Source organism: Lysobacter sp. K5869, assembly GCF_018847975.1.
Taxonomy (GTDB): domain Bacteria; phylum Pseudomonadota; class Gammaproteobacteria; order Xanthomonadales; family Xanthomonadaceae; genus Lysobacter.
The window spans coordinates 4,756,292-4,781,468 of sequence record NZ_CP072597.1 but is presented as its reverse complement, the minus strand read 5'-3'; the positions used below and the strand labels follow the sequence as shown (position 1 = coordinate 4,781,468).

The following is a 25,177-nucleotide window of genomic DNA, read 5'->3' as shown; positions in this document are numbered from 1 at the left end:
GTCACAGCTGCTGCCAATAGCGTTGCTGGCAGATCCAGGCCGACAAGGCGGCGAGCGCGAACGGCAGCAAGGACGCGATCCGGTCGGCGCGCGTGCGCAGTCGCAGGTCGGTGAGGCAGAGCAGGGCGCCGAGCACGCCCCAGATCGCGACGACGACGGACGCCGCTTCGGGAACAAGGTGGCCAAGAGGGAGGTCGGGCCCCCACAGCTCATAGGTGGACGAGAGAAACACGCTCAACCCGCCGTAAACGCTGGCGCCGGCGATATTGAGCCGGTACATCAGCCGCGAGGTCGCCGCATCGCGCCACATCACCCGGCGCTCGCTCGCGCGTTCCGTGCGCGTGGCCATGCGGGCTTACCCCTTGGACCGGCTGGCCCCGCACGACAAGGCATACACCCGCACCAGCTCGCGCTTGAGCGCGGCCTGGGCCTGGGCGACTTCGGCGTCGCGCAGGCGCTGCGGGTTCAGCGGCTCGCGCGGCCACGCGGGCGTCGCGCCGGCCGCTTCGGCCGCGTCGTCGGATTCAGGAAGTTCGGCTTGCCTGCGCATGCTCGCTGTCCGTAAAGGTCCGGGTCGAATCTAGCATTGTGCGGGCGCGCGGCTCAAACCCGCGGCCGGTGGGGCCGCCACAGCCGCGCGGTTTTCACCTGCGGCGGCGCTATCATCGGCGCCTGACTCAATCCGCGGGCCGCGAGCGCACAGGCGCGGCGCGGTCCGCGTTCATCGAATGCGAACCGCAGAGAGGTAAGTCGTGGCATCCGTCGTCCCCCAGCCCATCGTCGCGGGCTTGACCCGCTCGGCCGTGTTCCTCGTCGTCACCTTGCGGCCGGAGCCGCAGCATCGGCGAACCGTGCGCGCGCTGTGCGCCGATCTGGCCGGGCTGCTGCGCTCGGTCGGTTTCCGCGATCTCGACGGGCGCCTGACGTGCATCCTGGCGTTCGGCGACGAGGCCTGGACGCGCGCGTTCGGCGCGCCCAAGCCGGCCGAGCTGCACCCCTTCCGTGCCATCGAAGGCAGCCATCGCGCCGTGTCGACGCCGGGCGATCTGCTGTTCCACATCCGCGCCGAGCGCATGGATCTGTGCTTCGAGCTGACCCAGCTGATCCTCGCGCGCCTCGGCGAGGCGGTGGCGACGGCCGAGGAAGTGCACGGCTTCCGCTATTTCGATCAGCGCGATCTGCTCGGCTTCGTCGACGGCACCGAGAACCCGGTCGATCGCGAAGCGCTGGATTCGGCCCTGGTCGGCGACGAGGACACCGGCTTCGCCGGCGGCAGCTACGTGATCGTGCAGAAGTATCTGCACGATCTGAAGGGCTGGGAGTCGGTGCCGGTGGAGCAGCAAGAGCGCATCGTCGGCCGGCACAAGCTGTCCAACGTCGAACTCGACGACGCGGCCAAGCCGTCCTACGCGCACAACGTGCTGACCGTGATCGAGGAGAACGGCGAAGAGCTCAGCATCCTGCGCGACAACATGCCGTTCGGCGACGCCAGCAAGAGCGAGTTCGGCACCTATTTCATCGGCTACGCGCGTTCGCCGCGGCGGATCGAGCGGATGCTGGAGAACATGTTCATCGGCAACCCGCCGGGCAATTACGACCGTCTGCTCGATTTCAGCCGCGCCGTCACCGGCTCGCTGTTCTTCGCGCCGTCGGCGACGTTCCTGGCCGAGGTATCGGACGAAGACGAAGACGAACCCGCCGCGACGGCCGCCGCCGCGCCCGCGGTTTCATGAGGTTCGGCGTCCGCGCCGCTTCGCCGGCGCGGACGCATCACGCGATCGAGCCGCGAACGCGGCGGAGGACGCTGTCATGGCCAAGAACGACGAAGTGCCCGGAATCAAGAACTACGACGGTTCCGCGGGCGGTTGGGGCGCATTGGGCGCGGTGGCGCGGGCGCTGAAGGGGCAGATGGCGGTCGCCGAGGACGTGCGCACGCTGTTGCGGGTCAACCAGCCCTGGGGCTTCGATTGCCCCGGCTGCGCCTGGCCCGATCCCAAACACACCTCGTCGTTCGAGTTCTGCGAGAACGGCGCCAAGGCGGTGACCTGGGAGGCGACCAGCAAGCGCACGACGCCCGAGTTCTTCGCCGAACACCCCGTCGCGCAGTTGTGGGAATGGTCCGATCACGCGCTCGAGGACGCCGGGCGCCTGACCCACCCGATGGCGTACGACCGCGCCAGCGACCGGTATCTGCCGATCTCCTGGGACGAGGCCTTCGCCCGCATCGGCGCGGCGTTGCGCGCTTACGACGATCCCGACACGGTGGAGTTCTACACCTCCGGTCGCACCTCCAACGAAGCCGCGTTCTTGTACCAACTGTTCGTGCGCGAGTACGGCAGCAACAATTTTCCCGACTGCTCCAACATGTGCCACGAGGCCACCAGCGTCGGCCTGCCGCAGTCGATCGGCGTCGGCAAGGGCACGGTGACGCTGGAAGATTTCGACCGTTGCGACGCGATCTTCTCCATCGGCCACAACCCCGGCACCAACCATCCGCGCATGCTCTCGACGCTGCGCGAAGCCTCGCGCCGCGGCGTGCCCATCGTGGTGTTCAACCCGCTCAAGGAACGCGGGCTGGAGCGTTTCGCCGCGCCGCAGGATCCGGTGGAAATGCTGACGCTGAGCGCGACGCCGATCGCCACGACCTATTACCAGGTCAAGGTCGGCGGCGACGTGGCGGTGCTCAAGGGCATGATGAAGGCGCTGCTGGCCGCCGACGCCGCGGCCGTCGCCGGCGGCGGCGAGGGCGTGCTCGACCGCGCCTTCATCGCCGAGCACACCACCGGTTTCGAAGCATTGGCCGCGGATTTGGACACCGTGTCGTGGCCGACCATCGAAGCGCATTCGGGCTTGAGCCGCGCCGACATCGAAGCGGCGGCGCAGGTCTACGCCGCGGCGAAGCGGGTGATCGTGTGCTACGGCATGGGCATCACCCAGCACCGGCACGGCACCTCCAACGTCCAGCAACTGGCCAATCTGCTGCTGTTGCGCGGGAATATCGGCCGCGAGGGCGCGGGCATCTGCCCCTTGCGCGGCCACTCCAACGTTCAGGGCGACCGCACCGTCGGCATCACCGAGATTCCTTCGCGCGCCTTGCTCGACGGGATCGAGCGCGCGTTCGGCTTCGCGCCGCCGGCGGCGAAGGGGCACAACGCGGTGGAAGCCTTGCAGGCCATCGCGGCGGGGCGCTCGAAGGCGATGATTTGCCTCGGCGGCAATCTCGCCGTGGCCATGCCCGATCCGCAAACCGTGTTCCCCGCGATGCGCGGACTGGAACTGGCCGTGCACGTGGCGACCAAGCTCAATCGCTCGCACTTGCTGACCGCGCGCGAATCGATCCTACTGCCGTGCCTGGGCCGCACCGAGCGCGACCTGCAAGCCGGCGGCCGTCAATCGGTGACGGTCGAAGATTCGATGTCGATGGTGCACGCCTCGCGCGGCACGCTGAAGCCGGCGTCGGAGCAACTGCGTTCGGAGCCCGCCATCGTCGCCGGCATCGCGCAGGCGACGCTGCCCGCGACCAAAGTGGACTGGGCCGGGCTGGTCGCCGACTACGCGCTGATCCGCGACAAGATCGAAGCCGTGTTCCCCGACTTCTACCGCTTCAACGAGCGCATCGCCGTGCCCGGCGGTTTCCGCCTGGACGTGCCGGCCTCGCGGCGCGAATGGCGCACCGCCTCGGGCAAGGCCAACTTCCTGGTCTGCGCCGGCGTCGAGGAAGACCCGCGCGCCGGCGGCGCCGACACGCTGCGTCTGGCGACGATCCGCAGCCACGATCAATACAACACCACGATCTACGGCCTCGACGACCGCTATCGCGGCATCGCCGGGCGGCGCGACGTGGTATTCGTGAATCCGGGCGATTTGCAGCGGCTCGGTCTCGCGCATGGCGACTTGGTCGATATCGAGGCGGTGGCCGCGGACGCGGGCGGGCCGCCGCGTGTGTTGCAGGGGCAGACCGTGGTCGCTTATGAGATCGCGCCGGGTTCGGTCGCGGCGTATTACCCGGAAGCCAACGGGCTGCTCGCGCTCGACGAGTACGACGAACAAAGCGGAACGCCGGCGTACAAGTCGATTCCGGTTTCGATCCGGCGCGCGTCCTGACGGGCGCCGGGGCGGGTGGCGCGTGAGTCGCGTCGCGGCGTGACGGCGCACGGCCGCGACGGGCTCGCGCGGGCGGCCGCGCCGAAGGCGGCGGCCTTCGACTCAGTCGGCCGGAAACTTGACCTTGCCCGATAGGAAGTAGCCCACCAGCTTCCACTTGCCGTCGACGTGCTCGAAGACGAACTTCTCCTCGCCGGTCTTGAGCCGGGCGAATTCGGTGCCGATCGCGATCGTTCCGAAACGGCCGGCGAGTCCGTCGAGTTCGCTCTCGAAACCGAAGCCTTTGACTTTGCGTTTTCCTGGCGCGCCCACCGCGCCTCTCATCCGCGAGATGATTTTCGTGAACTGTTCCTGGTTGGTCTGCTTCGACAAGGTCGGGCTGGATTTGGCCCAGGCCGCGGCGTAGCGACCGGCGTCCAGGTCCTTCGCCACGGCTTCGGCCGCGCGCAGCAGTTCGCGCTGCTCGGCTTCGGTGCCGATGTTGACGGCTTCGGCCTGCTTTTTCTGCGAGGGGCCGACTTGCACCTTGCACGCCGGGAGCGTTGCGGCCAGCATCGCCGCCGCCAACGTGGCCAAGGCGATTCGCGCGAACCGATTGCGCACCGTTTCTTCCATGACGGGTTCCCCGCTGTCGAGAGGGCCATCATAGCCGCGGGCCGCGATGGCGCGCGGCGGCGATCGGCGAATTCCGGCAAGGCGCGAATCGCGCCGGCGCGGGCGGGGAAGGGCGCGCCCGTCTTGGCGGCGAAGCGCTCGCGGCAGCGCGTTCGCGCCAGTGGGTCGCGCAAACGAAAAAGCCGGCGCTAGGCCGGCTTTTATCGCACGAATGATTTGGTCGGGGAGACAGGATTCGAACCTGCGACCTCTACGTCCCGAACGTAGCGCTCTACCAGACTGAGCTACACCCCGACTTCGTGAGCCGCAAATTCTAACGATGCTGGCGGGGGCGTGCAAGAGGGGACGACAGAAAAGTTTCATTCCGGTTGCGGCGGCCGTCCCGGATGGCCGGAAACCCGCGTGGTAAAGGGCTGCGCGCCGTCTCGGCAAAGTCCAACACGGGCGCCGTCCGGCGGCGCCGGGCGGGAATGCGTGCGCGATTGCCGTCGAGTACCGTCCCTGGGCCGCGCAATCGCTAAACTACGCGGCGTGCCGGCGGCGCCCGCGGCGCGTCCCCCGGGGACGCCCGCCGCATCCGTTCCGGGCCCGCCCTTCCGCGCCTTTTGCAGTGATTTCGGAGTCTGTCTTGATCAAGCCCCGCACCCCGCCCGGCGTCATGGAGCTGCTGCCCCGCGACCAGATCGCGTTCCAGCGCATGCTCGACACGATCCGCCGCAATTTCGAACGCTTCGGCTTCCTGCCGGTGGAAACGCCGGTGATGGAGTTGACCGAAGTCTTGCTGACCAAGTCCGGCGGCGAGACCGAGCGGCAGGTGTATTTCGTCGAGTCCACCGGCTCGCGCGCCAACGCGCAGAGCGGCGACGGCCGCGCGGTGCCGGAACTGGCGCTGCGCTTCGACCTGACCGTGCCGCTGGCGCGCTACGTGGCCGAACACGAAGCCGAGCTGGCGTTCCCGTTCCGCCGCTATCAGATGCAGCGCGTGTATCGCGGCGAGCGCCAGCAGCGCGGCCGCTACCGCGAGTTCTACCAGTGCGACATCGACGTGATCGGCAAGGACAGCCTCAGCGTGCGTTACGACGCCGAGCTGCCGGCCTGCATCTACGCGGTGTTCTCCGAGCTCGACATCGGCGCCTTCACCATCGAGCTCAACAACCGCAAGCTGCTGCGCGGCTTCTTCGAGTCCCAGGGCGTGGCCGATGGCGAGCTGCAGGCGCTGGTGCTGCGCGAGGTCGACAAGGTCGGCAAGCGCGGCGTGGACTACGTGCGCGACGTGCTGATCGGCTCCAGCTTCGGCCTGCCCAGCGAAGCGGTGGACAAGATCCTCGACTTCATCGGGGTGCGCTCGGACTCGCACGAGGATGCGTTGGCCAAGCTGGCGGCGCTGGGCGAGGGCAACGAGTCCTTGAACCAGGGCGTGGCCGAACTGCGCGAGGTGCTGGAGCTGATCCGCGCGCTCGGCGTGCCGGAGTCCAATTACGCGCTGAACTTTTCCATCGCTCGCGGCCTGGACTACTACACCGGCACGGTCTACGAGACCACGCTCAACGACTACCCGCAGCTGGGTTCGATCTGCTCGGGCGGGCGTTACGAGGATCTGGCCAGCCACTACACCAAGTCGAAGCTGCCGGGCGTGGGCATTTCCATCGGCCTGACCCGCTTGTTCTGGCAGCTGCAGGAAGCCAAGTTGGTCAGCACCGCCGACAGCAGCGTGCAAGTGCTGATCACCCAGATGGACGATGCGCACCTGCCGCAGTGTCTGGCGCTGGCCAGCGAGTTGCGCGCGGCCGGGCTCAACACCGAAGTGGTGATGGAAGCGTCCAAGCTCGGCAAGCAGTTCAAGTACGCCGACCGCGCCGGCATCCGCTTCGTCGTGGTGCTGGGCGAGAACGAAATCGCCAAGGGCACCGCGACGGTCAAGGACCTGCGCCGCGAAGACCAGTTCGAGGTCGCTTGCAGCGAGCTCGCCCGCACGCTGCGGGTCGAGCTGGAGCAGTCGCGGGTCATGAAGTGATCTTCGCGCGCACCCACCGGGCCGGCCGCGTGCGCGCCTCGCGCGCACGGCCGCCGGTGCGCGCGCGGGGCGAGGCGGCGCCGCTCGCGCCGCAACGCCGACATCCGTCGCGCCGGCAGCGTCCGGCGCCGACAGCAGCATCGGCGCAAGCCGACATCCCCGCCGCGGTCTCCATCTTCCCGATGGGCCGCGGTTTCCTTTTGTCTGACGCACCGACTCCCGAGTATGCGCGCCGCCGATCCGCCGGCGCCGCGCAGATGATCGCCAGGGTGCGATGCGGAGAACCCCAGCTTTGAACAAGATCCGACTCGACGGCCGCTCGCTGACGCGGTCCCAGCTCGTCGCCGTGGCTTACGGCGCCCAGGTCGAACTGTCCGCCGAGCAGCTGCCGGCGGTGGCGCGCGCGGCCGATTTCCTGGCCGAACAGGTGCGCCGCGAGGAGCCCATCTACGGCGTCTCCACCGGTTTCGGCAGCAACGCCGACCGCTTGCTCGGCGCCCATCATCTGCGCGATCAGTTGCCGGGCGCGAAGCGTTCGCAGGAAACCCTGCACGAAGAACTGCAGCGCAATCTGATCGTCACCCACGCGGTGTGCGTGGGCGAGGCGTTCGCGCCGGAGATCGTGCGGGCGATGCTGTGCATCCGCATCAACACGCTGATGCGCGGCCACTCGGGCATCCGTGTGCAGACCTTGCAGGCGCTGACCCAGATGCTCAACGCCGGCATCGTGCCGGTGGTGCCGCAGCTGGGTTCGGTCGGCGCCAGCGGCGATCTGGCGCCGTTGTCGCATCTGGCCATCGTCCTGCTCGGCGGCGGCGAAGCCTTCTTCGAGGGCGAACGCCTGCCGGGCGCGCAAGCGCTGCAGCGCGCCGGCCTGAAGCCGGTGCAGTTGTCGTACAAGGAAGGTCTGGCGCTCAACAACGGCACCGCGCAGATGCTGGCCTGCGGCGTGCTGGCCTTGAACAAGCTGGAAGACCTGCTCGACACCGCCGACCTCGCCGCGGCGATGACCATCGACGCCTTCGCCGGCCGCCTGGGCGCGTTCGCGCCGGAAGTGCATGCGCTGCGTCCGCATCCGGGTCAGGTCAAGGTGGCCGAGAATCTGCGCGGCCTGCTCGACGGCTCGACTCTCGCCGACATTCCGTACCATCTGGTGCCGCGCTTCCGTCCGTGGCTGCCGCAAAGCTGGGACACCGAAGCCGCGCAGCAGCTGAGCTTCGACATCGGCTGGGACTGGGTGCCGTTCAGCCAGCGCCACGGCCGCGAGAAGTTCTACACCCGCTTCCGTCCGTTCCGCGGCGGTAAGAAGCATCAGCCGCAGGACAGCTATTCGCTGCGCTGCATTCCGCAGGTGCACGGCGCGGTGCGCGACGCCATCGCCCAGGCCGCGCGCGTGCTGGAGATCGAGCTCAACTCGCTGACCGACAACCCGATCGTGTTCCCGGACGCGCAGGCCGAGCACGTCGAGCAGCAGGTGATCTCCGCCGGCCATTTCCACGGCATGCCGCTGGCGCTGGCGATGAGCTACGTCAAGGCCGCGATTCCGGTGCTGGCGAGCATTTCCGAGCGCCGCCTCAACAAGCTGGTCGATCCGGCCACCAACGACGGCCTGCCGGGCTTCCTGATCGGCAACGAGGACGCGACCGAGTCGGGCCACATGATCGTGCAGTACACCGCCGCGGCCATCGTCAACGACTTGTCCAGCCGCGCGCATCCGGCGTCGGTGTACTCGATTCCGACCAGCGCCAACGCCGAGGACCACGTCTCGATGGGCGCCAACGAGGCGCGCCACGTGCTGGCGATGGCCGACGATCTGGGCAAGGTGCTGGCGCTGGAGCTGTACACCGCCGCGCAGGCGCTGGACCTGCGCCGCGACATGATCAACGCCGCGCGCGATCTGGCCGATCGCGCCGACGCCGCGACCCTGGCGGCGAAGGTCGCCGGCGGCCCGGCGGCGGGTTCGGGCGAACACGCCGACTTCCTCGCCGAAGTCGAAGGCCTGCGCGCCGAGCTGTCGGCCGCGCAGGAGTTCCGTCCGGGCCGCGCGGTGGCGATCGCTCACGCCAAGCTGCGCGAGTCGATCGCCTTCCTCGACCACGACCGCGCGCTCGACGGCGAAGTCGCGACCGCGGTGCAACTGGTGCGCGACGGCAGCGTGCTGTCGGCGGTGCGCGCGGGGATGCAGGACTGATCGTGGCGGCCCCTCTCTCCAGGGGGAGGGGCCGCAGCCGTGTTGCTTTCCGTAGGAGCGGCGTGAGCCGCGACCGCGACAATTCCGCTACGGCGAAGGTGTCGTCGTAATTGAATTCTCGCGGTCGCGGCTCACGCCGCTCCTACAGAGGCTCCGGCCGGGTATCGTGCGAACCGTTACGGCCACGGACTGCCGCCATGCGCGTGATCCACCACACCGACACCGTCTTCACCGTCGCCGGCCTGTTGGCCGCGGACGAATGCGCGGCCTTGATCGCCCAGGCCGAAGCCCGCGGCTTCGAGCCGGCCGGCGTGCGCACCGCCGACGGCGGCCAAAAAGCCATGGCCCACGTGCGCAACAACGAGCGCGTGGTGTTCGAATCGCCGCAATGGACCGAACTGCTGTGGCGCCGCCTGAGCGAAGCGGGCCTGCCCGCGCTCGACGGCGAAACCGCCGCCGGCCTGCCGCGCGCGCTGCGCTTCTACAAATACGGCCCCGGCCAACGTTTCCGCATGCACAAGGACGGCCCGTGGAGCGAAGACGGCCGCCTGAGCAAGCTCACCCTGCTGGTCTACCTCAACGACGGCTTCGCCGGCGGCGACACCGCGTTCCGCGGCTTCCGCGTCGAACCCCGCGCCGGCGACGCGCTGCTGTTCGTGCACGACACCTGGCACGAAGGCGCGGCGGTCGAGCAGGGCGTGAAGTATGCGTTGCGTTCGGATGTGATGTACGCGCCCGCCTGATCGGCGGGTCGGGCATCAGGCGCGTAAGTTGCGATGCCAGTGCTGCGCGCGCACGTAGAATTCGTTCGGGGTGTCGTCTGAGTGGCCGAACGAAATCGTTTCGTCGTGTTCGTAGTCGACGCGGGCGAAGATCGCGCTGATGGAATCTTGCAGCCATGGAGGCATTTGTGCCCAGATGGCGGTGCGTTTCGCATCGTCGCGGGCCAGCGCTAAGGTCTTGATGCAGACGCTGCTGACTTCGCCGGCAGTGTAGAGGCCATCGCTATACATCCCGAGCAATTCGTCCATGCTGCCGGCGCAACCGTAAAAGTCCACAGGGTAGGGCATTCGCGCTCCGGGTCTAGCAGGGTCGCCTATCGTGGTGGAATCGATGCGATGTCCGCAACTGGCGCGCTCACGCCGCCGCGCCCCACATCCGCACGCAATCGCGCCCGCCGGCCTTGGCCAGATACAGCGCCTGATCGGCGAACTGCAGCGCCGCCTCGACGCCTAAGTCCGAATCCGGCGCGATCTCGTGCACGCCGATGCTGGCGGTGACCGGGATGTCGTGGCTGCGGCTGGGGCAGGGTTGCGCGCGCAGGCGCAGGCGCAGGGCTTCGGCCACGCGCGAGCCGCTGGCGAGGTCGTGGTCGGGCAGGACGGCGACGAATTCCTCGCCGCCGAAGCGCGCCAGCAATGCGTGCTGCGGCGCCAGCACTTGCGAGATCAGGCCGGCGGCCCAGCGCAGGCATTCGTCGCCGACCAAGTGGCCGTGGTGATCGTTGATCTGCTTGAAGTGGTCGAGGTCGATCATCATCAGCGCCAACGGCCGGCGTTGGCGGCGGGCGCGGTGCAGCAAGGATTCGAAGGCTTCGCGGAAGTGGCTGCGGTTGTGCAGGCCGGTCAGGCCGTCGCGTTGGGCGGTTTCGCGCAGGCGGTCGTGGGCTTTTTCCAGTTGCGCCAGGGCGGTGCGCAGCTCGCCGGTGCGTTGCTCGACCTTGTGTTCGAGCTGGTCGCGGGCTTCGCGCACGATCCGCTCGTTCTCGTTGCGCAGCGAGGCGTAGCGGTAGCCCAGCGCCACCGACAGCAGCAGCATTTCCAGGGCCGAGCCGATCTGCACGCCGTATTCGGTGATGAAGACCTTCGGCAGCAGGTCGAAGGCGATCGCCGCGAACATGCCGGTGCCGAGCAGGAACGCCGACCACGCCAGCAGGAACAAGCGCGCCGGCTTGTAGCCGCGGCGCAGCACCACCACGGTTTCCACCGCGATCCAGGCGATGCTGACGAACACCGCGGCCGAGGCGATCGGGGTGACGATGCGGTACGGCGCTTGCGTGGCGATCAGTCCGAGCAGCACGAAGAACGCGATCATGCCCAGGCCGATGCGGTCGCCGAGGCGCCAGCGCTCGGCCAGCCCGAGGAAGGTGCGCGCGAACTGCTGCATGCCCACTTGCGCCAGACAGATCGACAGCGGCACCGAGTGGTCGGCCAGCCACGGCGAATCCGGCCACAGGTACTCGAAGCCCAGGCCGTTCAAGGTCAGCAGCACCAGACCGAACGCGCAGATGTGGAACAGATACCAGAAGTAGCTCGAATCGCGCAGGCTCAGCCACAGCACCAGGTTGTAGAAGAACAGCGCGAGCAGGATGCCGTAGTAGACGCCGATGCCGAGCTGGGCGTCGCGCGCCAGTTCGGTGAAGGCGCTGGGCGTGTAGAGGGTCAGCGGCACCTGCATCGAGCTTTGGCTCTGCACGCGCACGTAGAGGTCCACGCGCTGGCCGACCGGCAGGTCGATCCAGAAGTTCGGATGGCGGTAGCGGATCGCGCGCGACGCGAAGGGCTGGCTGTCGCCGCCGATCTGGTGGCGGGCGCGGCCGTCTTCGCTGCGGGTGTAGACGTCGATGCGGTCGCTCAGCGCGAAGCCCTGCACCAGCAGCCAGCGCGGCGTGTCGGGGTCGGTGTTGCGCGCGGCGATGTGGAACCAGTAGGCGCCGCGCTGGAAGCCGAACGAGCTGTTGCCGTCCGGCAGCAGGCGGAAGCGGCCCTCGATGCGCGCGCGTTCGGCGTCGGAGAGCGCGAAGCGGCCGCCGGCGTCGTGGTAGTAGCCGGTGAACGGGGCCAGGGCGACCTCGCCGCTGTGGCGGTCGAGGTCGAGCAGGCTCTGCGCCGCCGACGCCGGGCCCCAGCCCGACAGCAGCAGGCAGAGCAGCAGCCACAGGCGCGGCAACAGCGGTCGCGGCGGCGACGGGCGCGCGGAGCGGGCGGGAGTCGTAGTCATCTAGCTTGGGCCGGAGCCTTCCTTGGACCGCGCCGGCGCAAGCCGTCGCGCCGGGTAGGGAGGGGCGAGGGCGCCGGCAGGACGGCGCACGACGCGTGCCTGGAGTCTTAACGCAAATCCCGGGCGGGGCAGGCCGGGTTGACGGGCGGGAATCGGGCGGGGTAATGTATTAACGCGTTAGCACATTAATGCATTGGTTCGCGTCCTGACGCGGGCCGGTGCGCCGGCCGGGCGGCGAGCCCGCGCCGGGGCCGGGTCGGCAGGGTCCGATCCGGCGGGTTTCCCGCTCCAACCGCCGCCTCTCTTCAATCCATCGTTCGCCCAGACCTCCTCCATGAAGCGCCGCACCGCCACCGCCGTCGAAGCCCCCACCGAAGACGCCCTCGCCGAACTGGCCGCGGCGTTGGCCGGGCTGCGCACGCCGGAACAGATCCGCGCCTTCTTGGAGGACCTGTGCACGCCGGCCGAGCTGGAGGCGATGAGCGACCGCTGGCGGGTCGTGCCGCTGCTGGAAGAGGGCGTGCCGTACCGGGAAATCCACGAGCGCACCCAGGTCAGCGTGACCACCATCGGCCGCGTCGCGCGGGTGCTCGAACGCGGCGCCGGCGGGTACGCCGCGGCCCTGCATCGCCGCGGCTTGCGACATCGCTGACGGCCCGTTCCGTCCGCCGCCGGCGCGCGCCGGTCTTCGTCCGCACCGCCTCCGTCCGCCCACGCCTTCTCCGAGAAACCGTCCATGAGCCCTCCCGCCAGCGCCGCCGCACGCGATCGCCTGCGCATCGCGATCCAAAAATCCGGCCGCCTCGCCGATCCGGCGCGCTCGCTGCTCGCCGCCTGCGGCCTGAGCTGGCGCGAAAGCCGCGACCGCCTGTTCTGCTACGGCGAAACCCTGCCGGTGGACCTGTTGCTGGTGCGCGACGACGACATCCCCGGCCTGATCGCCGACGGCGTCTGCGACCTCGGCGTGGTCGGCCGCAACGTGCTGCTGGAACAAGACGGCGACCGCCGCGGCAACGGCCGCGCGCCGGCGTTCCGCGAATGGCGCGCGCTCGGCTTCGGCGGCTGCCGCTTGTCCATCGCCGTGCCCGATGCGTGGCAGTGGCAGGGCCCGCAGGATCTGGCCGGCAAGCGCATCGCTACCAGCTACCCGGCGCTGCTGTCGCAGTGGCTGGCGCAGCAGGGCGTGGACGCGCAGGTGGTGCTGCTGTCGGGCTCGGTGGAAATCGCGCCCAAGCTCGGGCAGGCCGAGGCGATCTGCGACCTGGTCTCCAGCGGCGCCACGCTCTCGGCCAATCAACTCAAGGCGGTGCAGACCCTGGTCGAAAGCGAGGCGGTGCTGGCCGGGCCGATCGACAAATTCGACGACGTGCGCGGCGAACTGGCCGACCTGCTGCTGCGCCGGCTCGACGGCGCGCTGCGCGTGCGCAACAGCAAGCTGCTGCTGTTCCAGGCGCCGCGCGATCTGCTCGCCGAACTGCTGCCGCTGCTGCCCGACGCCGAACAACCCACGGTGATGCGCCTGGACAACGGCGACGATGTCGCGCTGCAGGCGCTGTGCCACGGCGCGGTGACCTGGCAGCGGCTGGAAGAACTCAAGCGCGCCGGCGCGCGCGGGCTGATGGTGCTGCCGGTGGAGGGCATGCTGGCATGAGCGCGGCGATGCAACGCTACGAGTGGGCCGCGCTCGACGCCGAGCAGCGCGCGAGCGCGCTGCGCCGTCCCGCGCAGGAAACCCGACAATTCACCGCCGACGCGGTCGCGACGATCCTCGCCGAGGTGCGCGCCGACGGCGACGCCGCGCTGCGCCGCTTCGCCGAACGCTTCGACGGCGCCGCGCCCGATGCGTTCGCCGTCGCTCAGGCCGAATTCGACGCCGCCGAAGCCGCGGTGAGCCCCAAGCTGCGCGCCGCCATCGACGAAGCCGCGCGCCGGATCGAACGCTTCCACGCCGCCGGCATGACCCCGGCCTACGCCCTGGACACCGCCGAAGGCGTGCGCTGCGAGCGCGTGCTGCGGCCGATCCCGCGGGTCGGCCTGTACGTGCCGGCCGGTTCCGCGCCGCTGCCCTCGACCGCGCTGATGCTCGGCGTGCCGGCGCGCCTGGCCGGCTGCCGCGAAGTGGTGCTGTGCACGCCGGCGCGCAAGGACGGCAGCGCCGATCCGGCGGTGCTGTGCGCGGCCAAGCGCTGCGGCATCGGCACCGTCTACAAGATCGGCGGGGCGCAGGCGATCGCGGCGATGGCCTTCGGCACCCAAAGCGTCGGCAAGTGCGACAAGCTGTTCGGGCCGGGCAATGCTTACGTCACCGAGGCCAAGCGTCAGGTCGCATTGCTGGAAGGCGGCGCCGCCATCGACATGCCGGCCGGTCCCTCGGAAGTGCTGGTGATCGCCGACGCCGGCGCGCGCGCCGATTTCGTCGCCGCCGATCTGCTGTCGCAGGCCGAACACGGCGCCGATTCGCAGGTGATCCTGCTCAGCGACGACGCGGCCCTGCTCGACGCGGTCGATGTCGAACTCGAAAGCCAGCTGGCGCGCCTGTCGCGCGCCGACACCGCGCGCGCCGCGCTGAGCAAGTCGCGTTCGATCCGGGTCGATTCCATCGCCACCGCGATGCAGGTCAGCAACCGCTACGCGCCCGAACACCTGATCCTGGCGCTGCGCGACGCGCGCGTATGGCTGGCGAAAGTGGAAGCGGCCGGCTCGGTGTTCCTCGGCGACTGGGCGCCCGAAGCGCTGGGCGACTATTGCAGCGGCACCAATCACGTCTTGCCGACCAGCGGCGCGGCGCGTTACGCCGGCGGCCTCAACGTCGCCAGCTTCCAGGTCGCGATCACGGTGCAGGAAGTGCAGCCGCGCGGCTTGCTGGAGATCGGCCCCTGCGCCGTGACCCTGGCCGACGCCGAAGGCCTGGACGCGCACCGCGAGGCGGTGGCGCTGCGGCTGGCCGCGCTGGCCGACGCCACGGCGCACGCGCGCCGCGCCTGAGTAGTCCGTCCGGCCGCGCGCCGGGCGATTGCAGAATCGAACGAACTGATCCGGTCCTACCCGCCATGTCCCAGACCCGCGACGACAATCCCCTCGACCTGCTGCGCGACGACCTGCGCGATTTCGCCGGCTACAAGTCGGCGCGCAGCGACAAGCGCAGCGGCCGGGTCTGGCTCAACGCCAACGAGGCGGCGTGGCCGAGCGTGGCCGACTGCGACGGCGCGGTGCGCCGCTACCCCGATCCGCAACCGGCGGCGCTGCGCGAAGCGCTGGCGCGGCTGTACGGCTGCGCGCCGGAGCAGCTGCTGGCCGGACGCGGCAGCGACGAGGGCATCGACCTGCTGGTGCGCGCGTTCTGCCGCCCCGGCGGCGACGCCATCGTGATCGCGCCGCCGACCTTCGGCATGTACGCGGTGAGCGCGCGGCTGCACGGCGCCCGCGTGGTCGAGGTCGCGCTGCGCGACAGCGCCGAGGGCTTCGTCTGCGACTTCGACGCGCTGGCCGAGGCGGCCGAGCGCGAAGCGGCCAAGCTGGTGTTCGTGTGCTCGCCCGGCAATCCCTCCGGCACACTGCTGCCGCTGGCGGCGATCGACGCGCTGGCGCAGCGCCTGAGCGGCCGCGCCATCGTGGTGGTGGACGAGGCTTACATCGAATTCGCCGACGGCGAATCGGCGGTGAGCCTGCTGGCGCGCCGGCGCAACGTCGCGGTGCTGCGCACCTTGTCCAAGGCGCACGCGCTGGCCGCCGCGCGTATCGGCAGCACCATCGCCGACGCGGACGTGATCGCCGCGCTGCAGCGCTGCCAAGCGCCGTATCCGCTGCCCACGCCGTGCGTGAATCTGGCCCTGCGCGCGCTCGGCGAAGTGCCCGGCAACGCGACCAAGGCGCGCGTGGTCACCGCGATGAACGAACGCGAGAAACTGTTCCAGGCGCTGCTCGCGCTGCCCGGCGTGCGCCGGGTCTATCCCTCGCAGGCGAATTTCCTGCTGGTGCGCTTCGACGCCGCGCAGGCCGCGCTCGACGCGCTGCTCGACGCCGGCGTGGTGGTGCGCGATTTCCGCCACGCCCCGGGCCTGGGCGACGCGCTGCGCATCAGCCTCGGCACGCCCGAACAGAACGCGGCGGTGATCGAAGTGCTGAGCCGCGCGCTGCGTCCGGCCGGAGTGGCCGCATGAGCGCGCTCAAGCCGATTCTGTTCGTCGACCGCGACGGCACCTTGATCGAGGAGCCGGCCGATTTCCAGATCGACAGCTACGCCAAGCTGCGCTTCGTGCGCGGGGTGATCCCGGCGATGCTCAAGCTGCGCGACGCCGGCTACGAATTCGTCATGGTCACCAACCAGGACGGCTTGGGCACCGACGCGTTCCCGCGCTGGTCCTTCGACGGCCCGCACCAGCTGATGATGCAGGTGTTCGAAAGCCAGGGCATCGTGTTCCGCGAGGTGCTGATCGACGCCAGCTTCCCGGCCGAGAACCTGCCCACGCGCAAGCCCGGCATCGGTCTGGCGCTGCCGCTGATGAAAGACCGCGGCATCGACTGGGAACGCTCGGCCATGGTCGGCGACCGCGAGACCGACAACGGCTTCGCCGCCAACCTCGGCATCCGCGCGTTCCAGCTGCGCACCGCCGAATTCGGCGGGCAGTGGGATTGGGCCGGCATCGCCCACGTGCTGGCCGAGCGCCCGCGCACCGCGCAGGTGACGCGCAACACCAAGGAAACCCGGATCCAGGTCGGCGTCGATCTGGACCGCGCCGCCGAGCCCAAGGTCGCCACCGGCCTGGGCTTCTTCGACCACATGCTCGAACAGCTCGGCAAGCACGGCGGTTTCGCCCTGGAGCTGCGCTGCGAGGGCGACCTGCACATCGACGAGCACCACACCATCGAAGACAGCGCGCTGGCCCTGGGGCAGGCGCTGCGCGAGGCGCTGGGCGACAAGCGCGGCATCGGCCGCTACGGCTTCGAGCCGCGCGCGGAGCAGGGCGGTCAGGCGCCGGCCGCGCACGAATTCGTGCTGCCGATGGACGAAACCCTGGCGCGCGCCGCGCTGGATTTCTCCGGCCGCCCGTACTTCGTTTTTTCGGGCGAGTTCGCGCGCGAAAAAGTCGGCGACTTCCCGACCGAGCTGTTGCCGCATTTCTTCCGTTCGTTGTGCGAAACCGCCGGGCTGAACCTGAACCTGAACGTAGAGGGTGATAACGATCACCACAAAATAGAGGCTTGCTTCAAGGCCGTCGCGCGCGCGCTGCGACAGGCGCTCGCTCGTCAAGGGCGCGAGCTCCCGAGTACCAAGGGAGTTTTGTGATGACGGTTGTAGCTGTCATCGATTCGGGTGGGGGGAACATCGGCTCGGTGCGTTATGCATTGGAGCGGCTGGGTGCGCGGTCGGTAGTGACCGCGGACCCGGCGACGATCGCCACAGCCGATCGCGTGATTCTGCCGGGCGTGGGCGCCGCCGCCCCCGCGATGGCCCGTCTGCGCGAACTCGACCTGGTCGCCACGATCCGCCGCTTGCAGCAGCCGCTGCTCGGGATCTGCCTGGGCATGCAGCTGCTGTACGAGTCCTCGGAGGAGGGCGAGGTCGAGTGCCTCGGTCTCCTTCCGGGCCGTATCACCAGGCTGCCCCCCGGACCAGGAGTACGAGTGCCGCATATGGGATGGAATCTCCTTCAGAAGCATGAATCGGCCGCGGGCGAACGCCTGCTGGCCGGTATCGGCGAGCGCGATCAGGCTTATTTCGTTCACAGCTACGCCGCCCCCGTCACCGCCGACACCCTGGCCAGCGCCAGTTACGGCGTCCGCTTCACCGCGGTCGCCGGGCGCGGCCGCTGTTTCGGCGCCCAGTTCCACCCCGAGCGCTCCGCCGCGGTCGGTTCGCGCCTGCTCGCCAACTTCCTGGCGCTGGAGGCATGAACATGGGCAACAGCACTCTCTACCCCGCGATCGACGTTCGCGACGGACGCGTCGTGCGCCTGCACCAGGGCGACTACGCGCAGGAAACCCGCTACGAGACCGAGCCCCTGGCCCTGGCCACGCGCTACGCCGAAGCCGGCGCCAAGTGGCTGCACCTGATCGACCTCGACGCCGCGCGTTACGGCGGCTACACCCTGGCGCCGCTGCTGCGCGCGATCACCACCTCCAGCTGGATGCGCGTGCAGACCGGCGGCGGCGTGCGCAGCGAGGCCGACGTGGAGGCGATCCTCGACGCCGGCGCCGACCGGGTCGTGGTCGGTTCGCTGGCGATCAAGGACCCGGACACGGTGATCGGCTGGCTGCGCCGCTTCGGCGCCGAACGCATCACCATCGCCCTGGACGTGCGCCAGAACGAGAACGGCGAATGGGAGCTGCCGGTGGCCGGCTGGACCCAGGACAGCGGCGTGCGCCTGGAGCCGCTGCTGGAGCGCTACGCCCAGGCCGGCCTGCGCCACCTGCTGTGCACCGACGTCTCGCGCGACGGCACCATGGCCGGGCCGAACCTGGATTTGTACAAACACATCCGCGAGATCGCCCCGGACGTACAGTTGCAGGCGTCCGGCGGCATCCGCGACATCGCCGACATCGTCGCCGCCGACAGCATCGGCTGTTCCGGCGCGGTGCTCGGCAAGGCCTTGATCGAAGGCCGCTTCCAACTCATCGACGCCTTGAAGCAGGTACGCCGTTGCTGAATTCCACGCCCCTGAGCCGCCGCATCGTGCCCTGCCTCGACGTCCGCGACGGACGCGTGGTCAAGGGCGTGCGCTTTCGCGACCATGTCGACATGGGCGACATCGTCGAGCTGGCGCTGCGCTACCGCGACGAAGGGGCCGACGAATTGGTGTTCTACGACATCGCGGCCAGCCCGCAAGGGCGCAGCGTGGACCGCGATTGGGTCGAGCGGGTGTCGCGCGCGATCGACATTCCGTTCTGCGTGGCCGGCGGCATCCGTTCGGTCGTCGATGCGCGCGGCGTGCTCAACGCCGGCGCCGACAAGATCTCGATCAACACCCCGGCGCTGGAACGGCCCGAACTGATCGGCGAAATCGCCGACGAGTTCGGCGTGCAATGCGTGGTGGTCGGGATCGACAGCCTGCGCGATCCCGACGGCCAATGGCGGGTGCGCCAGTACACCGGCGATCCCTCGCGCACCCAGGCCTTGCCCAAGCGCACCCTGGACTGGGTGGTCGAGGCGCAGCGCCTGGGCGCCGGCGAGATCGTGCTCAACTGCATGGGCAGCGACGGCGTGCGCAGCGGCTACGACATCGAACAACTGGCCGCGGTGCGGGCGATCTGCGCGGTGCCGCTGGTCGCCTCCGGCGGCGCCGGCGCGATCGAGCATTTCGGCGAGGTGTTCCTGCACGCCGACGTCGACGCCGCGCTGGCGGCGAGCGTGTTCCACTCCGGCAGCATCCGCATCCCCGAGCTCAAGCGCGCGCTGAGCGGGCAGGGCGTGCCGGTGCGCGAGCTGCACTGATGGCCGCCGCGCCGCTCCCGTCGGACCTGTCCGCGCTGGACTGGGACAAGCAGGACGGCCTGCTGCCGGCGGTGATCCAGGACGCCGCCAGCTTGCGCGTGCTGATGCTCGGCTACATGGACCGCGCCGCGCTGCAGGCCACGCTCGACAGCGGCCACGTCACCTTCTACAGCCGCAGCAAGCAGCGGCTGTGGACCAAGGGCGAAAGCTCGGGCCACTTCCTCGACCTGATCTCGATCGAAACCGACTGCGACCGCGACACCTTGCTGGTGCGCGCGGTGCCGCACGGCCCGACCTGCCACCTCGGCCGCGACAGCTGTTTTCCCCATGCGCCCGGCGACGCGCTGGCGTTTCTCGGCGAACTCGACGAACTCATCGCCGTGCGCGAACGCGAGCGCCCGGCCGGCAGCTACACCACCGGCCTGTTCGAGCGCGGCGTGCGCGCGATCGCGCAGAAAGTCGGCGAGGAAGGCGTGGAAACCGCGCTGGCCGCGGTGGCCGAAGACGAGGCCGCGCTGGCCGGCGAAGCCGCCGACCTGTTGTTCCACCTGCAAGTCCTGCTGCGCGCGCGCGGCCTGTCGCTGAGCGACGCGGTGGCGGTGCTGCGGCAGCGTCACGGCAAGCCGCACCGCGGCTTCAAGCCCGCCGAGTAAGCGCCGCGCGCCGGGTAGGCGCGGCGTGAGCCGCGATTGCGGGAACGCGGCCATCGCGGGGGGGCGTCGTAGTTGCGTTGCCGCAGTCGCGGCTCGCGCCGCTCCTACAGGGTCTTCGGCCGGTTCGTCAGCTGCCTGTAGGAGCGGCGTAAGCCGCGACCGCGCCAACACCGATTGCGAGGGCTTCGTCGTCGCTGGGATGCCCCGGTCGCGGCTTACGCCGCTCCTACAGGCGAAACGACCGTCGTCAGCTCACGTCGTTCTCGAACGCCGCCCGCGCCAAACCGCCGATGGTCACCGAATCGTCGGTCAGGAACGATTTCTCGAACCAGTTCAACGTATCCCACTGATCGTCGATGCCCTTGTGCATGTACTCCTTCTGCAACTCGGAGTAAGGCGACACCGGCCCGGGGCCGTTCTGTGGGATCTCGCCGGCCTGCTTCTTGTCCAGATACGCGTCGACCATGATCCCGGACACGATGTTGTTGGACTTCTGCGTCTCCCAGCGCGCGCGCAGGTAATCGGCGGCGATGGCGAGGTTGGTGTCGTAGAAATGGCCCGGCGTCCAGCGCAGATCGCGCAGTTGCTCGAACGCGCCCTGGATGTCGTCGCCGTGGCCGTCCATCGCGTTCTTGATGTACGCATCGACCTTGCCGCGATCCTCCGGCGCCCAGGTCGTGGCTTCCTTTTTGTACGCGCCGATCGCGCCTTCGATGGTGTCGCGCGAGGCCGCCGGCAAGTCGGGATGGCGGTCGAGAATGTCCTTGCCGTATTGGTCGACCAACTGCTCGATGGTCGGCTCGCGTTCGGTCTTGCCGCGGCCGGGCAGGCCGTAGATCTTCAGCTGCACCTCCAGCGCGACTTGCTTGTCGATGGCGGCGCGGTCGTCGGCCAGTTGCGACGGGCTGACGCCGTTCTTGGCGTCGGTTTCGTATTTGGCGATGGCCTGATCGGTCAGCTCCGACGCGGTCGGCGGTTCCGGCGGCTCGGGGCGGTGGCTGTAGAGCGGGGTGCGGGCGGTGGCATCCAACGGGGGCAGCATGGCGGTTCTCCACGCTTCGGGGGGAGACTGGAACCTAGACCTGGGCGCCGGCGCGGGCCATCGGGGCCGACCCTAGGCGTTTGTTAATCCGCGCGGGCCGTCGCGGCGCATATCCGTCCGCGACGATACGGCTCCGCGGGCGAACGGTCCGATTGGCGCAAGCCGCCCCGGCGCCCGCGCCGCATAATGCCGGCTTCGCTCCGGAGACCGTTCCATGCGCTTGCGCGTCTGCATTCTCGCCCTGTCCCTGTGCGCCGCCATGCCGGCGGCGTTGGCCCAGTCGTTGCCGCCGCCATGCGAAGGCGGCACGGTGTTCGAGGACCGCAACGGCAACGGCCGGCGCGATCCGGGCGAACCCGGACTGGCCGGGCAGCGGGTGTCGGACGGGCGCCGCATCGCGCTGACCGACGCGCAGGGCCGCTACACATTGCCGCTGAGCGACCGCAGCAGCCAATTCCTGATCAAGCCGGCCGGTTATCGCCTCGCCGCGCGCGCCGACAGCGGGCTGCCGGATTACTGGCTCAACGTGAGCTTGAGCGCGCCGCCGCCGCTGAAGTACGGCGGCATGCCGCAGACCGCGCCGGCCTGCCGCGATTACGCGCTGATCCCGGAAAAGCGCGGCGCGCGCGGCGGCGATCTCGACGTGCTGGTGTTCGCCGATCCGCAAACCAAGAGCGCGACCGACGTCGGCTACTACCGCCGCGACATCGTCGAACCGCTGCTGGCGCAGCGCAAAGGCAAGGCGCCGGTGGCCGACCTCGGCCTGAGCCTGGGCGACATCACCCACGACGATCTGTCGCTGTACCCGCAGCTCAACGCCGTCACCGCGAGCCTCGGCGTGCCGTGGCTGCACGCGCCCGGCAATCACGACCTGGATTTCGACGCCAAGCGCGACGAAGACTCGCTGCTGAGCTATCGCCACGTGTTCGGGCCGGACACCTACGCCTGGGAAGAAGCGCAGGCCAATTTCGTCGTGTTCGACGACGTGATCTATCAGCCCGGCGCCAAGCCCGAATACATCGGCGGTTTGCGCGCGGACCAGTTCGAGTTCCTCGAAGCGTATCTGGCGAAGGCCGACAAGCGCCGCCTGCTGGTGCTGGCGATGCACATCCCGCTGTTCGACGCCGCGCCGGGCCGCGAAACCTTCCGCCACGCCGACCGCGAGCGCTTGTTCGGCTTGCTGCGCGAGTTTCCGCACGTGCTGGTGCTCAGCGGCCACAGCCACGCGCAGCGCCACGTCTATCACAGCGGCGACAGCGGCTGGCGCGGCGCGCAGCCGCTGCACGAATACAACGTCGGCGCGGCCTGCGGCGCGTTCTGGTCCGGAGTGAAGGACGCGCAAGGCCTGCCCGACACCACGATGAGCGACGGCACGCCCAACGGCTACGCGCGCCTGCGCGTGCGCGGCGACGCCGGCTACGCGCTGAGCTGGCATCCGGCGCCGTCGGCCGGGCGCGCGCTGGATGCGGCCGCGGTCGCCAACGATTACCTACGCTTGTATGCGCCCAAGTCCTTGCGCCAGGGCTCGTACCCGATCCGCGGCGTCTACGCCAACGTGTTCATGGGCCGCGACGACAGCCGCGTGGAGTACCGCATCGACGGCGGCGAGTGGAAGCCGATGCGCCGCGTCGACCAGCCCGATCCGGCGCTGCTGGCCGAGAACGCGCGCGACGACGCCTCGGCGCAGTTGCGCGGCTACGACCGCTCGGCCATCGCCACGCCGACGCCGCACTTGTGGAACGCGCCGCTGCCGACCGATCTGAGCGCCGGCGAACACGCCGTCGAAGTGCGCAGCTTCGATCCCTGGCAGGGCGAACAGCGCCTGGGCACGTCGTACCGCTTGCTCGAGGCGGCGCCATGAGCGCCAAGCCCACCGGCCCGGCCGACGACTTGCCGGTGCTGGCGTTCGCCGACGCGGCGGCGTTCGAGCATTGGCTGGAAACGCCGCCGGCCAAGGCCGGGCTGTGGCTGAAGATCGCCAAGAAAGGCACGGGCGTAGTCACCGTCGACTACGCGCAGGCGTTGGAAGTGGCGTTGTGCCACGGTTGGATCGACGGCCAGAAGCGCAGCCTCGACGACACCTATTTCCTGCAGCGCTTCGTGCCGCGGCGCGCGCGCAGCCTGTGGTCGAAGATCAACATCGGCAAGTGCGAGGCGTTGATCGCGCAGGGCCGCATGCGCGCCGGCGGGCAGCGCGAGATCGACGCGGCCCAGGCCGACGGGCGCTGGGAAGCGGCGTACGCTTCGGCCAGCAAGATCGAAATGCCGGAGGATCTGGCCGCGGCGTTGGCGAAGTCGCCGAAGGCGCGCAAGTTCTTCGACGCGCTCGACGGCGCCAACCGCTACGCGGTGTTGTGGCGCGTGCAGACCGCGAAGAAGGCGGAGACGCGCGCGGCGCGGATCGTCAAGTTGGTGGAGATGTTGGCGCGGGGCGAGAAGATTCATAAGTGAGGCGAAGGGCGCGCGGTGGTGGGATCGGCCCTCGCAGGCCCTCGCACACCTGCGTCGCCGTCTTGGGCTTTCCCAGCCCTGTTCCCGTTCCTGTCTCGCCTCTGTCCACGTCATCCCGGCTGCCGCCTCATTCCCCGTCATTCCGGCTACCGTCTCATTCCCCGTCATTCCGGCGAAAGCCGGAATCCATTTTGCTGTTGCTCCCGCCGTTGCGCGACAGACAGCGAAGCAAAATCAAAATGGATTCCGGCTTTCGCCGGAATGACGGGTGAGGGGAGGGCGCCGTAATCGTGGGGGGCGGGCGCGGCTTGCGTTACTTCGGCAGACGACCGCCATCGATGCCACGTGCGAGGAGCTTCGCCGACCTCGAGCTTCCCGAATCGCTCTTGCACCTGGCATCGAGCGGCCTCATTCCCCGTCATTCCGGCGAAAGCCGGAATCCATTTTGCTGTTGCTCTCTGCGTCGCGCGACGGAGTAAAGAAGCAAGATCGAAATGGGTTCCGGCTTTCGCCGGCATGACGGATTGGGAGAGGCGCCGTAATCGCGGCGCGTGGCCGCGGCTTGCGCCGGCCTGGCCGAGCCGCGCCGGAACGGCCTCCATACGCGCAAGCCTTCGCAAGAATTGATGCGGGCTTTACGCGGCCGCCGCCACTGCCGCATAGCGCCTTTATGCCCCGCATTCCTACAGTGGCTCCCACGGCGCACCGCCCCGAGTGCGCAGCGAGTCCGAACGTGTCGATCCTGATTCTGCGCGGCCCCCACACCGATGCGGCCGTCGATTCGATGGTCCCGCCGCTGGCCGGCGAAGTGCGCGCCACCCTGGTCGAACGCGCCGCCGGCGCCGGCAAGGCGCTGTCGCTGCGCAGTTGCCGCAGCGAGAGCGAGCTGGTGGAATGCCTGCGCGGCATGCGCGCGGCCAACGCCGAACTGCTGCTGCTCGACCCGGGCGCCTGCTCGCCGGCCAGCGCCGAACTGCGCGGCGCGCTGGAGCAATTGCCGGTGCCGTACATCGAAGTCCACGACGACCACATGAACGCGCTGGAGCCGAGCCTAGCGCCGGGCTGCGGCCGTCGCTTGCGTCTGGTCCACGGCTATTCGGCGCAGAGCTACACCCTGGCGCTGTCGATCGCGCTGGAGCACCTGGGCTGCGCGGAGAGCGGCAACGACATCCACGTCGGCACCTGAGCGCGCTCATGGACGCGCATTACTGCTACTTCGCCGACTACGAGATTCTGGTCGGCGGCCGCTTCATCGTGTGGGGCCAGACCACCTTGGATTACGCGCCCGGCGAACCCGGGCGCTTCGATCCGGCGGAATTGCTGGACCGCATCCGCCGTCAGGCCGCGCGCGAGCACGGCGTGGAGCGCGATGAGGTGCGGGTGCGGAATCTGAGCCGGTTGCTCTGAAGCCGCATGGGCTCCCTGTAGGAGCGGCGCGAGCCGCGACCGCGACATCGCGGCTACGGCGAATCTGACGATTGCCCGCGTGGTTTTCAGGCGCTGGCGCCTTCCTCGCGCGATGGCGGGTTTCGGCGTGGTTTTGTTTTCGCGGTCGCGGCTTGCGCCGTTCCTACAGGTAGGCCATGTAGGAGCGGCGTGAGCCGCGACTGCGTTGCTGCGGTTATCGGCGGATGCCTGGATCGCGGGGCATGCAGGCCTTTCGCTCGATGAAAGC

General features: G+C 69.5%; 24 protein-coding genes and 1 tRNA gene. 18 read left to right on the top strand and 7 right to left on the bottom strand.

The window, feature by feature from the left end:
• Position 1: 1 nt before the first annotated feature.
• The gene (locus J5226_RS20070; RefSeq protein ID WP_215836377.1) at positions 2-349 is read right to left on the bottom strand and encodes a hypothetical protein; all 348 of its coding nucleotides are present in this window, start codon (positions 347-349) and stop codon (positions 2-4) included.
• 6 nt (positions 350-355) lie between these two features.
• Positions 356-550 (bottom strand): hypothetical protein, encoded by a 195-nt coding sequence (locus J5226_RS20065; protein WP_215836375.1) that lies wholly within the window; start codon positions 548-550, stop codon positions 356-358.
• Between the two features lie 202 nt (positions 551-752).
• Here J5226_RS20065 and J5226_RS20060 point away from each other — a divergent pair, with 202 nt between their 5' ends.
• Both J5226_RS20060 and J5226_RS20055 read left to right on the top strand, forming a co-directional pair.
• Positions 753-1,733: a Dyp-type peroxidase gene (locus tag J5226_RS20060; RefSeq protein ID WP_215836373.1), complete on the top strand. Its 981-nt coding sequence runs from the start codon at positions 753-755 to the stop codon at positions 1,731-1,733.
• A gap of 76 nt (positions 1,734-1,809) precedes the next feature.
• The gene (locus J5226_RS20055) at positions 1,810-4,104 is read left to right on the top strand and encodes an FdhF/YdeP family oxidoreductase (RefSeq protein WP_215836371.1); all 2,295 of its coding nucleotides are present in this window, start codon (positions 1,810-1,812) and stop codon (positions 4,102-4,104) included.
• Between the two features lie 102 nt (positions 4,105-4,206).
• Here J5226_RS20055 and J5226_RS20050 read toward each other — a convergent pair whose 3' ends face one another.
• A complete protein-coding gene (locus J5226_RS20050) occupies positions 4,207-4,719 on the bottom strand; it encodes a DUF4019 domain-containing protein (RefSeq protein ID WP_215836337.1) in 513 nt (170 codons plus the stop codon).
• Between the two features lie 217 nt (positions 4,720-4,936).
• Positions 4,937-5,013 (bottom strand) — tRNA-Pro (locus tag J5226_RS20045).
• A 334-nt stretch (positions 5,014-5,347) separates the two neighbouring features.
• On the opposite strand from J5226_RS20045, the gene hisS reads away from it, so the two are divergent.
• The 3 genes from hisS (at position 5,348) to J5226_RS20030 (ending at position 9,667) form a co-directional block, all read left to right on the top strand.
• Complete coding sequence (gene hisS / locus J5226_RS20040) at positions 5,348-6,733, top strand: histidine--tRNA ligase (protein WP_215836335.1); 1,386 nt, start codon at positions 5,348-5,350, stop codon at positions 6,731-6,733.
• A gap of 274 nt (positions 6,734-7,007) precedes the next feature.
• On the top strand, positions 7,008-8,924 hold the full coding sequence (locus J5226_RS20035; protein ID WP_215836333.1) for an aromatic amino acid lyase: 1,917 nt from the start codon (positions 7,008-7,010) through the stop codon (positions 8,922-8,924).
• Between the two features lie 197 nt (positions 8,925-9,121).
• Positions 9,122-9,667 carry a 2OG-Fe(II) oxygenase gene (locus tag J5226_RS20030; RefSeq protein ID WP_215836331.1) on the top strand — a complete coding sequence of 182 codons (546 nt, stop codon included), beginning with the start codon at positions 9,122-9,124 and terminating at the stop codon, positions 9,665-9,667.
• A 15-nt stretch (positions 9,668-9,682) separates the two neighbouring features.
• Here the strand turns inward: J5226_RS20030 and J5226_RS20025 are convergent, their stop codons facing one another.
• Entirely contained in the window at positions 9,683-9,955 is a 273-nt protein-coding gene (locus tag J5226_RS20025; protein WP_215836329.1) for a hypothetical protein, read from the bottom strand.
• A gap of 106 nt (positions 9,956-10,061) precedes the next feature.
• On the bottom strand, positions 10,062-11,924 hold the full coding sequence (locus J5226_RS20020) for a diguanylate cyclase (RefSeq protein ID WP_215836327.1): 1,863 nt from the start codon (positions 11,922-11,924) through the stop codon (positions 10,062-10,064).
• A 334-nt stretch (positions 11,925-12,258) separates the two neighbouring features.
• Between J5226_RS20020 and J5226_RS20015 the strand changes: the two genes are divergently transcribed.
• From J5226_RS20015 to hisIE, 9 genes are all read left to right on the top strand, one after another.
• Positions 12,259-12,576: a YerC/YecD family TrpR-related protein gene (locus J5226_RS20015; protein WP_215836325.1), complete on the top strand. Its 318-nt coding sequence runs from the start codon at positions 12,259-12,261 to the stop codon at positions 12,574-12,576.
• A gap of 84 nt (positions 12,577-12,660) precedes the next feature.
• Positions 12,661-13,575, top strand: coding sequence for an ATP phosphoribosyltransferase (hisG, locus tag J5226_RS20010; protein WP_215836323.1), 915 nt, complete (start codon positions 12,661-12,663; stop codon positions 13,573-13,575).
• 8 nt (positions 13,576-13,583) lie between these two features.
• Positions 13,584-14,909 carry a histidinol dehydrogenase gene (gene hisD / locus J5226_RS20005; RefSeq protein WP_215840509.1) on the top strand — a complete coding sequence of 442 codons (1,326 nt, stop codon included), beginning with the start codon at positions 13,584-13,586 and terminating at the stop codon, positions 14,907-14,909.
• Positions 14,910-14,974: 65 nt separating this feature from the next.
• A complete protein-coding gene (hisC, locus tag J5226_RS20000; protein ID WP_215836321.1) occupies positions 14,975-16,084 on the top strand; it encodes a histidinol-phosphate transaminase in 1,110 nt (369 codons plus the stop codon).
• Positions 16,081-17,211, top strand: coding sequence for a bifunctional histidinol-phosphatase/imidazoleglycerol-phosphate dehydratase HisB (gene hisB, locus J5226_RS19995; protein ID WP_215836319.1), 1,131 nt, complete (start codon positions 16,081-16,083; stop codon positions 17,209-17,211). The genes hisC and hisB overlap by 4 nt, the downstream gene beginning before the upstream one ends.
• Entirely contained in the window at positions 17,211-17,819 is a 609-nt protein-coding gene (gene hisH / locus J5226_RS19990) for an imidazole glycerol phosphate synthase subunit HisH (RefSeq protein ID WP_215836317.1), read from the top strand. Before hisB ends, hisH begins: the two co-directional genes overlap by 1 nt.
• 2 nt (positions 17,820-17,821) lie before the next feature.
• On the top strand, positions 17,822-18,571 hold the full coding sequence (gene hisA, locus J5226_RS19985) for a 1-(5-phosphoribosyl)-5-[(5-phosphoribosylamino)methylideneamino]imidazole-4-carboxamide isomerase (protein WP_215836315.1): 750 nt from the start codon (positions 17,822-17,824) through the stop codon (positions 18,569-18,571).
• Positions 18,565-19,356 (top strand): imidazole glycerol phosphate synthase subunit HisF, encoded by a 792-nt coding sequence (gene hisF, locus J5226_RS19980; protein ID WP_255322864.1) that lies wholly within the window; start codon positions 18,565-18,567, stop codon positions 19,354-19,356. Before hisA ends, hisF begins: the two co-directional genes overlap by 7 nt.
• Positions 19,356-20,009 carry a bifunctional phosphoribosyl-AMP cyclohydrolase/phosphoribosyl-ATP diphosphatase HisIE gene (hisIE, locus tag J5226_RS19975; protein WP_215836313.1) on the top strand — a complete coding sequence of 218 codons (654 nt, stop codon included), beginning with the start codon at positions 19,356-19,358 and terminating at the stop codon, positions 20,007-20,009. The genes hisF and hisIE overlap by 1 nt, the downstream gene beginning before the upstream one ends.
• A gap of 247 nt (positions 20,010-20,256) precedes the next feature.
• Here hisIE and J5226_RS19970 read toward each other — a convergent pair whose 3' ends face one another.
• Positions 20,257-21,051 carry a hypothetical protein gene (locus tag J5226_RS19970; RefSeq protein WP_215836302.1) on the bottom strand — a complete coding sequence of 265 codons (795 nt, stop codon included), beginning with the start codon at positions 21,049-21,051 and terminating at the stop codon, positions 20,257-20,259.
• A 214-nt stretch (positions 21,052-21,265) separates the two neighbouring features.
• On the opposite strand from J5226_RS19970, the gene J5226_RS19965 reads away from it, so the two are divergent.
• The 4 genes from J5226_RS19965 (at position 21,266) to J5226_RS19950 (ending at position 24,909) form a co-directional block, all read left to right on the top strand.
• A complete protein-coding gene (locus tag J5226_RS19965) occupies positions 21,266-22,912 on the top strand; it encodes a calcineurin-like phosphoesterase family protein (protein WP_215836292.1) in 1,647 nt (548 codons plus the stop codon).
• Positions 22,909-23,502 carry a YdeI/OmpD-associated family protein gene (locus J5226_RS19960; RefSeq protein ID WP_215836284.1) on the top strand — a complete coding sequence of 198 codons (594 nt, stop codon included), beginning with the start codon at positions 22,909-22,911 and terminating at the stop codon, positions 23,500-23,502. Before J5226_RS19965 ends, J5226_RS19960 begins: the two co-directional genes overlap by 4 nt.
• Positions 23,503-24,235: 733 nt before the next feature.
• The gene (locus J5226_RS19955) at positions 24,236-24,688 is read left to right on the top strand and encodes a type II 3-dehydroquinate dehydratase (RefSeq protein ID WP_215836282.1); all 453 of its coding nucleotides are present in this window, start codon (positions 24,236-24,238) and stop codon (positions 24,686-24,688) included.
• 8 nt (positions 24,689-24,696) lie between these two features.
• Positions 24,697-24,909 carry a hypothetical protein gene (locus J5226_RS19950; protein ID WP_074867275.1) on the top strand — a complete coding sequence of 71 codons (213 nt, stop codon included), beginning with the start codon at positions 24,697-24,699 and terminating at the stop codon, positions 24,907-24,909.
• The last annotated feature ends 268 nt before the right edge of the window (positions 24,910-25,177 follow it).

What these genes read in the sequence shown, in the direction of transcription:
- J5226_RS20070 (WP_215836377.1), bottom strand. Translation starts at nt 349, where the DNA reads ATGGCCACGCGCACGGAACGCGCGAGCGAGCGCCGGGTGATGTGGCGC.
- J5226_RS20065 (WP_215836375.1), bottom strand. Translation starts at nt 550, where the DNA reads ATGCGCAGGCAAGCCGAACTTCCTGAATCCGACGACGCGGCCGAAGCG.
- J5226_RS20055 (WP_215836371.1), top strand. Translation starts at nt 1,810, where the DNA reads ATGGCCAAGAACGACGAAGTGCCCGGAATCAAGAACTACGACGGTTCC.
- J5226_RS20050 (WP_215836337.1), bottom strand. Translation starts at nt 4,719, where the DNA reads ATGGAAGAAACGGTGCGCAATCGGTTCGCGCGAATCGCCTTGGCCACG.
- J5226_RS20035 (WP_215836333.1), top strand. Translation starts at nt 7,008, where the DNA reads ATGCGGAGAACCCCAGCTTTGAACAAGATCCGACTCGACGGCCGCTCG.
- J5226_RS20030 (WP_215836331.1), top strand. Translation starts at nt 9,122, where the DNA reads ATGCGCGTGATCCACCACACCGACACCGTCTTCACCGTCGCCGGCCTG.
- J5226_RS20025 (WP_215836329.1), bottom strand. Translation starts at nt 9,955, where the DNA reads ATGGACGAATTGCTCGGGATGTATAGCGATGGCCTCTACACTGCCGGC.
- J5226_RS20020 (WP_215836327.1), bottom strand. Translation starts at nt 11,924, where the DNA reads ATGACTACGACTCCCGCCCGCTCCGCGCGCCCGTCGCCGCCGCGACCG.
- J5226_RS20015 (WP_215836325.1), top strand. Translation starts at nt 12,259, where the DNA reads ATGAAGCGCCGCACCGCCACCGCCGTCGAAGCCCCCACCGAAGACGCC.
- hisG (WP_215836323.1), top strand. Translation starts at nt 12,661, where the DNA reads ATGAGCCCTCCCGCCAGCGCCGCCGCACGCGATCGCCTGCGCATCGCG.
- hisD (WP_215840509.1), top strand. Translation starts at nt 13,584, where the DNA reads ATGCAACGCTACGAGTGGGCCGCGCTCGACGCCGAGCAGCGCGCGAGC.
- hisC (WP_215836321.1), top strand. Translation starts at nt 14,975, where the DNA reads ATGTCCCAGACCCGCGACGACAATCCCCTCGACCTGCTGCGCGACGAC.
- hisB (WP_215836319.1), top strand. Translation starts at nt 16,081, where the DNA reads ATGAGCGCGCTCAAGCCGATTCTGTTCGTCGACCGCGACGGCACCTTG.
- hisH (WP_215836317.1), top strand. Translation starts at nt 17,211, where the DNA reads ATGACGGTTGTAGCTGTCATCGATTCGGGTGGGGGGAACATCGGCTCG.
- hisA (WP_215836315.1), top strand. Translation starts at nt 17,822, where the DNA reads ATGGGCAACAGCACTCTCTACCCCGCGATCGACGTTCGCGACGGACGC.
- hisIE (WP_215836313.1), top strand. Translation starts at nt 19,356, where the DNA reads ATGGCCGCCGCGCCGCTCCCGTCGGACCTGTCCGCGCTGGACTGGGAC.
- J5226_RS19970 (WP_215836302.1), bottom strand. Translation starts at nt 21,051, where the DNA reads ATGCTGCCCCCGTTGGATGCCACCGCCCGCACCCCGCTCTACAGCCAC.
- J5226_RS19965 (WP_215836292.1), top strand. Translation starts at nt 21,266, where the DNA reads ATGCGCTTGCGCGTCTGCATTCTCGCCCTGTCCCTGTGCGCCGCCATG.
- J5226_RS19960 (WP_215836284.1), top strand. Translation starts at nt 22,909, where the DNA reads ATGAGCGCCAAGCCCACCGGCCCGGCCGACGACTTGCCGGTGCTGGCG.
- J5226_RS19950 (WP_074867275.1), top strand. Translation starts at nt 24,697, where the DNA reads ATGGACGCGCATTACTGCTACTTCGCCGACTACGAGATTCTGGTCGGC.